Annotated in this window: 8 protein-coding genes; 1 reads left to right on the top strand and 7 read right to left on the bottom strand. The window is 69.4% G+C overall.

Going from position 1 to position 8,867, the window contains the following annotated elements:
- Window positions 1-22: 22 nt before the first annotated feature.
- The 7 genes from E3T40_RS04220 to E3T40_RS04245 form a co-directional block, all read right to left on the bottom strand.
- On the bottom strand, window positions 23-1,744 hold the full coding sequence (locus tag E3T40_RS04220) for a CTP synthase (RefSeq protein ID WP_134542750.1): 1,722 nt from the start codon (window positions 1,742-1,744) through the stop codon (window positions 23-25).
- 11 nt (window positions 1,745-1,755) lie between these two features.
- Window positions 1,756-3,453: a DNA repair protein RecN gene (gene recN, locus E3T40_RS04225; protein ID WP_134542751.1), complete on the bottom strand. Its 1,698-nt coding sequence runs from the start codon at window positions 3,451-3,453 to the stop codon at window positions 1,756-1,758.
- Window positions 3,454-3,462: 9 nt separating this feature from the next.
- Window positions 3,463-4,383: an NAD kinase gene (locus E3T40_RS04230; RefSeq protein WP_104170029.1), complete on the bottom strand. Its 921-nt coding sequence runs from the start codon at window positions 4,381-4,383 to the stop codon at window positions 3,463-3,465.
- Window positions 4,380-5,186 (bottom strand): TlyA family RNA methyltransferase, encoded by an 807-nt coding sequence (locus tag E3T40_RS04235; RefSeq protein WP_104100466.1) that lies wholly within the window; start codon window positions 5,184-5,186, stop codon window positions 4,380-4,382. The genes E3T40_RS04230 and E3T40_RS04235 overlap by 4 nt, the downstream gene beginning before the upstream one ends.
- Before the next feature lie 95 nt (window positions 5,187-5,281).
- Window positions 5,282-5,452 (bottom strand): hypothetical protein, encoded by a 171-nt coding sequence (locus E3T40_RS16280; RefSeq protein WP_158250237.1) that lies wholly within the window; start codon window positions 5,450-5,452, stop codon window positions 5,282-5,284.
- A gap of 10 nt (window positions 5,453-5,462) precedes the next feature.
- Complete coding sequence (locus E3T40_RS04240; RefSeq protein WP_104170031.1) at window positions 5,463-6,494, bottom strand: HAD-IIA family hydrolase; 1,032 nt, start codon at window positions 6,492-6,494, stop codon at window positions 5,463-5,465.
- Window positions 6,469-7,338 carry a hypothetical protein gene (locus tag E3T40_RS04245; RefSeq protein ID WP_241981669.1) on the bottom strand — a complete coding sequence of 290 codons (870 nt, stop codon included), beginning with the start codon at window positions 7,336-7,338 and terminating at the stop codon, window positions 6,469-6,471. The genes E3T40_RS04240 and E3T40_RS04245 overlap by 26 nt, the downstream gene beginning before the upstream one ends.
- On the opposite strand from E3T40_RS04245, the gene E3T40_RS04250 reads away from it, so the two are divergent.
- A complete protein-coding gene (locus tag E3T40_RS04250) occupies window positions 7,303-8,295 on the top strand; it encodes a hypothetical protein (protein WP_134542752.1) in 993 nt (330 codons plus the stop codon). The two genes, E3T40_RS04245 and E3T40_RS04250, sit on opposite strands and share 36 nt — an antisense overlap.
- Window positions 8,296-8,867: the final 572 nt, after the last annotated feature.

Here is an 8,867-nt window from a genome sequence, read left to right on the forward strand (position 1 = left end):
GCACAGACGGGTGGGTCACGGCTCAGGCTTCTTCCTTGGCTTCGACCTCGAACAGGCGGCTGGCCTGCTGGCGGTCCAGGGCCGCGCTGATCAGGCCGCGGAACAACGGATGCGCGTGGCTGGGCCGGCTGCGCAGCTCCGGGTGCGCCTGCGTGCCCACGTAGAACGGGTGCTCCTCGCGCTTCAGCTCGACGTACTCGACCAGGTGGCGGTCGGGTGAGGTACCCGAGAACCACAGGCCGGCATCCGCGATCTGAGAGCGGAACGCGTTGTTGACCTCGTAGCGGTGGCGGTGACGTTCGGACGCCTCGGAGGCACCGTAGAGCTCGGCCACGATGGATCCCTCGGCCAGAACGGCCGGGTAGAGACCCAGGCGCATGGTGCCACCCAGGTCGCCGCCCGCGATGATCTCGACCTGCTCTTCCATGGTCGCGACCACCGGGAACTCGGTGTCCTCGTCGAACTCCGAGGAGGATGCGCCGGTGAGGCCGGCCTTGTTGCGGGCGTATTCGATGACCATGCACTGCAGGCCAAGGCAGAGGCCCAGCACGGGGACGCCGTTCTCGCGGGCGAACTTGAGGGCGCCGAGCTTGCCCTCGATGCCGCGCACGCCGAAGCCGCCGGGAACGCAGATGCCGTCGAGCTCGCCGAGCAGGCGGTTCGCGCCCTCCTCGGTCTCGCAGTCGTCGGAGGCGATCCAGGTGACTTGGACCCTGGTCTGGTTGGCGAATCCGCCGGCGCGCAGCGCTTCGGTGACCGACAGGTAGGCGTCGGGCAGGTCGATGTACTTGCCGACCAGCCCGATGGTGACGGTGTGCTGGGGCTCGCGCACGGCGTCGAGCACCTTCTGCCAACCGGTCCAGTCGACGCTGGTGACGGGCAGGCCGAGGCGGTCGGTGATGTACTTGTCCAGGCCCTGATCGTGCAGCATGGTGGGGATCTCGTAGATGCTCGGCACGTCGACCGCGTTGACCACGGCGTCTTCGTCGACGTCGCACATCAGCGCGATCTTGCGCTTGTTCGAGTCGGAGACGGGCCGGTCGCTGCGCAGCACGAGCGCATCCGGCTGGATGCCGATGGAACGCAGGGCGGCGACGGAGTGCTGGGTGGGCTTGGTCTTCTGCTCCCCTGCGGCGCCGAGGAACGGCACCAGCGAGACGTGCACGAAGAAGACGTTGTTGCGGCCGAGTTCGTGGCGCACCTGGCGTGCCGCCTCGAGGAACGGCTGGGACTCGATGTCGCCGACCGTGCCGCCGATCTCGGAGATGATCACGTCGGGGCGCAGCTCGTCGCTGGCCTGCAGGCGCATGCGGCGCTTGATCTCGTCGGTGATGTGCGGGATGACCTGCACGGTGTCGCCGAGGTACTCGCCGCGGCGTTCCTTGGCGATCACCTGCGAGTAGACCTGACCGGTCGTGACGTTCGCGGCCTGGTTGAGGTTGATGTCGAGGAACCGTTCGTAGTGTCCGATGTCCAGGTCGGTCTCAGCACCGTCGTCGGTCACGAAGACCTCGCCGTGCTGGAACGGGTTCATCGTGCCGGGGTCCACGTTGAGATAGGGGTCGAGCTTCTGCATGACCACGCGGAGTCCGCTGGCCGTGAGGAGATTGCCGAGGCTTGCCGCCGTCAGGCCCTTGCCCAAAGAAGAAACGACACCACCGGTCACAAAGATGTGTCGTGTCGTGTCGTTGCGTACTGATTCGTCCGTGCTTTTATTTTCCACCACGGGCTTCGACTCTAGCATTGAGGGCTGACCTATCGGTTGGCGCGGGCGAGGTTCATGAGCTCCCGGGCATGTTCGAGTCCGCTCGCGGAATCGGGCAGGCCGGAGAGCAGGCGGGCCATTTCGGCGGCACGCTCGTCGCCGTGTAGCTGGCGCACGCTGCTGGCGGTGACGGAGCCGTCGCTGTCCTTGACGACGCTGAGGTGGTTGCCGGCGAACGCGGCCACCTGGGCAAGGTGGGTGACCACGATCACCTGGGCGGTTTCGGCGAGCCGGGCCAGCCGGCGGCCGATCTCGATCGCCGCGGCGCCGCCCACGCCGGCGTCGACCTCGTCGAAGACGAAGGTCGGCACCGGGTCGGTCGCGTTGATGACGACCTCGATCGCAAGCATCACCCGGGACAGTTCGCCACCGGAGGCCCCGCGCGCCAGCGACCGTGGCTCCGCCCCCGCGTGCGGGCGCAGGAGAATCTTCACGAGGTCGCGTCCGGTGGCGGTGATCTCGGCCCGGCCGTCGACCTCGACCAGCAGCGACGCGTTCGGCATGGCCAGGGCGGCCAGTTCGGCTGTGACGGCCGCACCCAGGGCCTTTGCGGCAGCGCGACGGATGCCGGTGAGCTGGTCGGCGAGGCCGTCAGTCGACTGGCGTGCGGCATCCGTTTCGGTGCGGAGCGTGTCGATGCGGTCGGAGTCGCTGTCGAGTTCGAGCAGACGGGCACTGCCGGTGTCGAGAAAGTCGATGGCCTCGTCAAGGCCGCCCGCGTACTTGCGGGCCAGGCCGGTGAGCTCCGAGCGGCGCTCCTGCACGACCTCGAGTTCGCGGGCGCCATCGGCGTCGAGGCCGGCCAGGTAGCTGGAGAGCTGCGCGGCGATGTCGGCAACCAGGAAGCCGGCGTTCGCGAGTGCCTCGGCCAAGGGCGGCAGGGCTGGGTCGTGCTCCCCGGCCCGTTCGAGCTGGCGCCGGGCGGACTCGAGCAGGGCGACGGCGTCGGGCATCTCGTCGGGGTTCTCCTCGGCCGAGAGCAACTCCCGGGCCTGGGCGGCCGCGATGCGCAGCTCCTCGAGGTTGCCGAGGCGTTCGGCGCGTTCGCTGAGCGACTCGTCTTCGCCGCGCTGCGGGGCGGCGAGTTCGATCTCGTCGATGGCGGCGCGCAGCGTGTCGGCCTCGCGGGCGCGCTGGTCCTGCTCGTCGACGAGTCGGTCGAGCTCACCCTGGAGGCCCTGCCAGCGGTAGTAGGCCCTCTGGAACAGGTCGAGGGTGTCGGCGAGCGTCGGCCCGGCGAAGCGGTCCAGGGCTGCAGCCTGGGCGACGGCCGAACGCAGACGCACCTGGTCGGACTGGCCGTGCACGACCACGAGGTCGCCGCCGAGGTCGCTGAGCACGCCGGCGGGGGCGCTGCGCCCGCCGACCACGGCCCGGCTGCGTCCCTCCGCGGACACCGAGCGGCTGAGGATGAGTTCGGGGCCGTCGAGGTCTCCCCCGGCGTCCCGCACGCGGGTCGCGACGGTGCCGTCGGCGGGGATCAGCCAGCGGCCCTCCACCCAGCTCTGCGACTGGCCCTGGCGCACGAGACCGGGATCGGCACGCTGGCCGAGCAGCAGGCCGAGCGCGGTGACGACCATGGTTTTGCCGGCGCCGGTCTCGCCCGTCACGGCGGTAAAGCCGGGGCCGAGCGGCAGGGTGGCCTCGGCAATGACACCGAGGTCACGGATGACGAGCTCCTCGATCATGCGGAACGCCTATTCACGGCCGACCGGGCCTCTCCAGCCCGTGACGGGCAGGTTGAATTTGTTGACCAGTCGGTCGGTGAACGGGCCGCTGTGCAGGCGGGCCAGCCGAACGGGAATCGGTGAACGGCGCACGATCACACGGGAGCCCGGCGGCAGGTCGTGCACGCGGCGACCGTCGGCGGAGAGCACCGCGGCCCCGCCGGTGCGGGCGAGCACCTCCACGGCGAGCGACGAGTCCGGGCCCACGACGAGCGGGCGGGCGAAGAGGGCGTGAGCGCTGAGCGGCACCAGCAGCAGCGCGTCGAGCGTCGGCCAGACGATCGGGCCACCGCCCGAGAAGGCGTAGGCGGTGGAGCCCGTGGGCGTGGACATGACCACGCCGTCGCAACCGAAGGAGGAGAGCGGGCGGCCGTCGACCTCGATGACGACCTCGAGCATCCGTTCACGGCTGGATTTCTCGACTGTGGCCTCGTTCAACGCCCAGGTCTCGTAGATCACCTCATCGCCGAGCTTGACCCGAACGGCGAGGGCCATGCGTTCCTCGACCAGGTAGTCGCGCAGCAGGGCCCGGCGCACGGCCTCACCGAGGTCGTCGCGCTCGCTCTCGGCGAGGAAACCTACGTGGCCCAGGTTGATGCCGAGCAATGGGGCCGAACAGCCGCGCACGACTTCGGCGGCACGCAGGATGGTGCCGTCTCCGCCGAGCACGATCACGAGTTCGAGTTCGGTGGTCGCGACGCACTCGTGCAGGATCGCGATCTGGTCGTCGAGGTCCGGGCAGTGCGCGAGCAGGTCGGCGCGCTCGTTGCGGGCCAGCACCGGCACGGCTCCGGCGGCCAGCAGCTGCTGGCAGACGGTGACGGCGGCCTCGAGGGAATCCGTGCGGCCGGTGTGCGCGACGACGAGGATGTTGCGTGGTGCTGCACTCATTTAGTCACTCCCACCAGCGCCGTTGTGCGTTCGATCCATTCTGTCGGATTGCTGCCGACCGCGCTCGACAGCCAGCACAGGTACTCGCGATTTCCGGCGCCGCCGGCGATGGGCGAGGCGATCAAACCGTTCGTCTTGAGGCCGAGGTCCCACGCCGCCCAGAGCACACCGGCAATCGCGTCGGCGCGGAGGCCCGGATCGTGCACGACGCCCTCGCGGATGCTGCCCTTGCCGACCTCGAATTGCGGCTTGATCAGCAGCACGAAGTCGGCACCGTCGGCGGCGGACGCCACCAGGGCCGGAAGCACGGTGGTCAGGGAGATGAATGACAGGTCTCCCACGACCAGGTCCACCCGCTGCGGCACCCCGGAGGCGGCCGCGATCTTCTCGGCCGTGGCGTAGCGCAGGTTGAACCCCTCGACCAGCACGAGTCGCGGCTCGGTCGCCAGCTGGGGGGCCAGTTGCCCGTGCCCCACATCCACCCCGATGACCTGGCCGGCGCCGCGTTCGAGCAGCACCTGGCTGAAGCCGCCCGTGGACACTCCGGCGTCGAGCACCGTGCGGCCCAGGGCCGGAACCGCGAAGGCGTCGAGGGCGGCGATGAGCTTGTGGGCGCCGCGGCTGACGTAGTGGTCGGTGGCCGCCACCTCGATCAGCTGGGTGTCCCGCACCTTGGCGGATGCCTTGACGACGGGCGTGCCGTCGACCGTGACCAGTCCGCCCACGATCAGCTGCGCGGCGACGGTGCGGGACCGGGCCAGACCGCGCTCGGCGACGGCCGAGTCGAGGCGCTGGTCGGGCATCCGCTCGCCGGCAACGCCGGGGTCGCTGGGGTCGCTGGCACTGGTGTCGGGGGCGTCATCATCGGGGGTGCCCATCGGGGTTCCGTCGACGTCGGTCATGGGTGGCTCGCCCGGGGAACGTCTCCACCTTCGAGGTGGCCCCGCAGCCCGTCGTGCTCCTGAACGTACGCGGCGGCGCGCTCCTCGAGGGGCCGGTCTTCGATCGCGGCGAGCCGCGCGGGAAGATCCTGGGTTACGTCGTCCGTCGTCACGTGGGGCTGATTCACCCTCTCCACGTTACCGTCCGAGATACAGTCGCTCCGGAACAGTGAGCCCGTAGATGGGCCGACCGGATGCCCAGATCACGGCGCAGGCGGCGCGAAGCAGGTTGATCGCCCCGTCACCCTCGGCCACGATCGTGACGTCGGCGCCGACAATGCGCACCGTCGCCCCGTTCACCGTGGCGGAGGATCCGTCCTTGGAGAACACCGTCTGCGGGTAGGGCTCGTGCAGCTGGCGCAGGTCGTCGAGGATATACGTCGGCCGCGACTTGGCGTCGGCGGCCAGGGTCTGCTTGGCCTTGTCGATGCCGGTGAGCACCAGCGCGGCCGGAATGCCGGCCCGGTTCGCGCCGAGGATGTCGGTGTCGAGGCGGTCGCCGATGAACAGGGGCGCCTGCGCCTCGAAGCGGGTGACGGCCTCGGTGAAGATGGCCACCTCGGGCTTGCCGGCCACGATCGGCAGGCGACCGACGGCGCTGTGCACGGCGGAGACGAGGGTGCCGTTGCCGGGCGCGATCCCCCGGGCCACCGGGATGGTCCAGTCGGTGTTCGTGGCGATCCACGGGATCTCCACGCCATCCTCGTTCGGGTGCAGGGCGAACGCGGCCTCGGCCAGGTCTTTCCAGCCGAGGTCGGGCGAGAAGCCCTGGATCACGGCGGCCGGAGCGTCATCCGCCGAGCGGGTGACGACGAAGCCACCCTTTTCAACCTCGGTCAGAAGACCTTCGCCGCCGATCACGAGGATGCGCGAGCCGGCCGGCACCTCATCCGCGAGCAGACGCACGGCGGCCTGCGGTGAGGTCACGACATCCGTCGCCACCGTGTGCAGGCCCAGATCGGAGAGGTGGTCCGCCACGGACTGGTCGGTGCGGGACGCGTTGTTGGTGAGGTAGCCGACCCGCACGGTTTCCGCCGCACGGTTCAGGCTCTCGACCGCGAACGGGATGGCCGCTGGACCGGCGTAGACCACGCCGTCCAGGTCTGCCAGAACCACGTCGACGCCGGTGAGCGGGGTGACCGGCTCAGGCACGCGGCGACGCCTGAGCATCGTGCTCCGCCTCGTCGGTGGAGTCGTCGGCGTCATCCGCGGACTCTTCGTCGGAGACGTCCGTCGCGTCGTCGTCGTCGGTGGAGTCGTCGGTGTCGGTGTCGGTGTCTTCGGACTCTTCCTCGTCGGACTCCTCCTCGTCGATCTCGAGGATCTCCATGGTCTCGTCGAAATCGGTCACGCCGGACACGGCAGCGTCGGCCCGTTCGGCCCGCTCGTTCCACAGTTCGGCCTCGTCGTCGCGGCCCAGCTCACCGAGAACCTCGGCGTAGGCGGCGAACAGCTCGGCGCTGTAGGAGAACGCGGTCTTCGGGTCCAGCTGCGGGATCTCGAGCTCGCTGAGCGCGGCCTCGGTCTCGCCGAGGTCCAGACGCGCCCCGGACATGGCGATCGCCAGGGCAACCTGAACGGATGCCGGCAGCGAGGCGCGCTCGACGGAGCGTCCCAGCTCGAGCGCCCGGTCCGGGCGGCCCACGCCGCGCTCACTGTCCACCATCAGCGCAAGCTGATCGTTGGAACCGGAGATGCGGCGATAGGTGCGCAGTTCCCGCAGCGCCAGGGCGAAGTCGCCCGTGGCGTAGGCGGTGATCGCGAGGCTCTCGCGCACCACGGCGATCCGGCCGGCACGACGGGCAGCCGACAGGACGTGGCGGTGAGCCAGCTCGGGGTCTTCGTCGATGACGCGGGCGGCCATGGCCAAGTGGCGGCCGACGGCCTCGGCGTTGTCCTTGCTGAGGGTCTTGAGCTCGTTGCGGGCGATCCGGTCGAGGTCCTGCGACGTGATGTCGTCGGGCAGCTCGGGGTCGTCGTGGCGCGGGCGCACCGAACGAAGCTCGCGCTGCATGCGCTGCTCTTCGGTCATCTCCTCTTCGACGACACGGGCATCGCGGTCACCGCGGGCCGGGGCACCGTCACGTGTCCACAGCTTCTTACCGGCGTCTCCGCGCGGAGCTCCGGCACGGTTCGGCGAACCGCCGCGCTGGGTCCAGGGCTTCTCGCCACCCTGCTGCGGGCGATCGCTGCGCTCTGGACGGGCGCCGTCCTTGGCCCAGGGCTTGCGCTCCCCGCCGCCGGAGGGACGGTCGGAGTTGCCCCGGTACGGGGGACGCTCGCCACCCTGCTGCGGACGATCAGAGTTGCCCCGGTACGGAGGACGCTCGCCACCCTGCGGGCGTTCGGAGTTGCCACGGTAGCCACCGGTAGAGGGACGGTCCGAATTGCCACGGTAGGGAGGACGCTCGCCCTGTTGCGGGCGGTCAGAGTTGCCACGATAAGGGGGACGTTCACCATCACGCTGGGGACGGTCAGTGTTGCCACGGTAAGGAGGACGCTCGCCACCCTGCGGGCGTTCAGAGTTGCCCCGGTAGCCACCGGTAGAGGGACGGTCCGAATTGCCACGGTAGGGAGGACGCTCGCCCTGTTGCGGGCGGTCAGAGTTGCCACGATAAGGGGGACGTTCACCATCACGCTGGGGACGGTCAGTGTTGCCACGGTAACCACCCGTGGCCGGGCGGTCGGAGTTGCCGCGAGAGGGAGGACGCTCACCATCACGCTGCGGACGCTCGGTATTGCCACGGTACGGAGGACGCTCGTCACCGTTGGACGAACGCTCGGAATTTGCACGGTAACCGCCCGTGGAGGGACGATCGGAGTTCCCGCGGTAGGGAGGACGCTCGCCTCCCTGCTTCGGACGCTCGGAATTACCGCGATAAGGGGGACGCTCACCGTCACGCTTCGGACGCTCGGACCGGCCCTCGTAACCCCCGTTGGAACGACGATCGTCTCGTCCGCCGTCGCGTGATTCGTTATCGTGCGTTCCTGAAGGGCTCACTGTGTCTCCTGTGTAATTTGACCTGTCATTTCGACAGACCTTTCAACAGTAACTCAACGCCAAATGACCACCCGTATGGGAGGCCATTTTGGTTGATTCTGAATCAAGTCCGGCGGTCTCATACCGGGTCGCGGAGAGTGTCCCCTTTCCGGTCGAGAGTGGTGGCTCTACCGGGCACTTTCGACCGGAATGAAGACATTCACTCCCGCTTACCACATGGAAGTCACCTTGAGGGGTGGCCAACTGTCGTTGGTGCAGGTGTGCCCTCCCACGGGGTGGGGTGGTTCGTGGCGCAGGGTGTGGAGGCGGGCGCACGGTGTGGAGGTGGGCGCAGGTAGAGCGTGCGCCGCGGGGCGGCTTGGCCGGACCCGTGTGTGTGGCTAACTCAGGACATTCGTCGCCCGCAGTAGACGGCCGCCGCGGATCAGTGCGGCATAGGTGCGGATGCCCGGCACGGCCCGGCTGGTTCTCCTGAGTTGGCCACGACCGCTCCCAGAGGTGCCCCGCGCCGCGGGGGGGGGGGGGGGGGGGGGGGGGGGGGG

The sequence above is a fragment of the Cryobacterium sp. TMT1-19 genome, assembly GCF_004403055.1.
Lineage (GTDB): Bacteria > Actinomycetota > Actinomycetes > Actinomycetales > Microbacteriaceae > Cryobacterium > Cryobacterium sandaracinum.

Excerpts from the sequence above, each read along its gene's own strand:
- E3T40_RS04230 (WP_104170029.1), bottom strand. The coding sequence starts at position 4,383 with ATGAGTGCAGCACCACGCAACATCCTCGTCGTCGCGCACACCGGCCGC.
- recN (WP_134542751.1), bottom strand. The coding sequence starts at position 3,453 with ATGATCGAGGAGCTCGTCATCCGTGACCTCGGTGTCATTGCCGAGGCC.
- E3T40_RS04240 (WP_104170031.1), bottom strand. The coding sequence starts at position 6,494 with ATGCTCAGGCGTCGCCGCGTGCCTGAGCCGGTCACCCCGCTCACCGGC.
- E3T40_RS04220 (WP_134542750.1), bottom strand. The coding sequence starts at position 1,744 with ATGCTAGAGTCGAAGCCCGTGGTGGAAAATAAAAGCACGGACGAATCA.
- E3T40_RS04235 (WP_104100466.1), bottom strand. The coding sequence starts at position 5,186 with ATGCCCGACCAGCGCCTCGACTCGGCCGTCGCCGAGCGCGGTCTGGCC.
- E3T40_RS04245 (WP_241981669.1), bottom strand. The coding sequence starts at position 7,338 with ATGCAGCGCGAGCTTCGTTCGGTGCGCCCGCGCCACGACGACCCCGAG.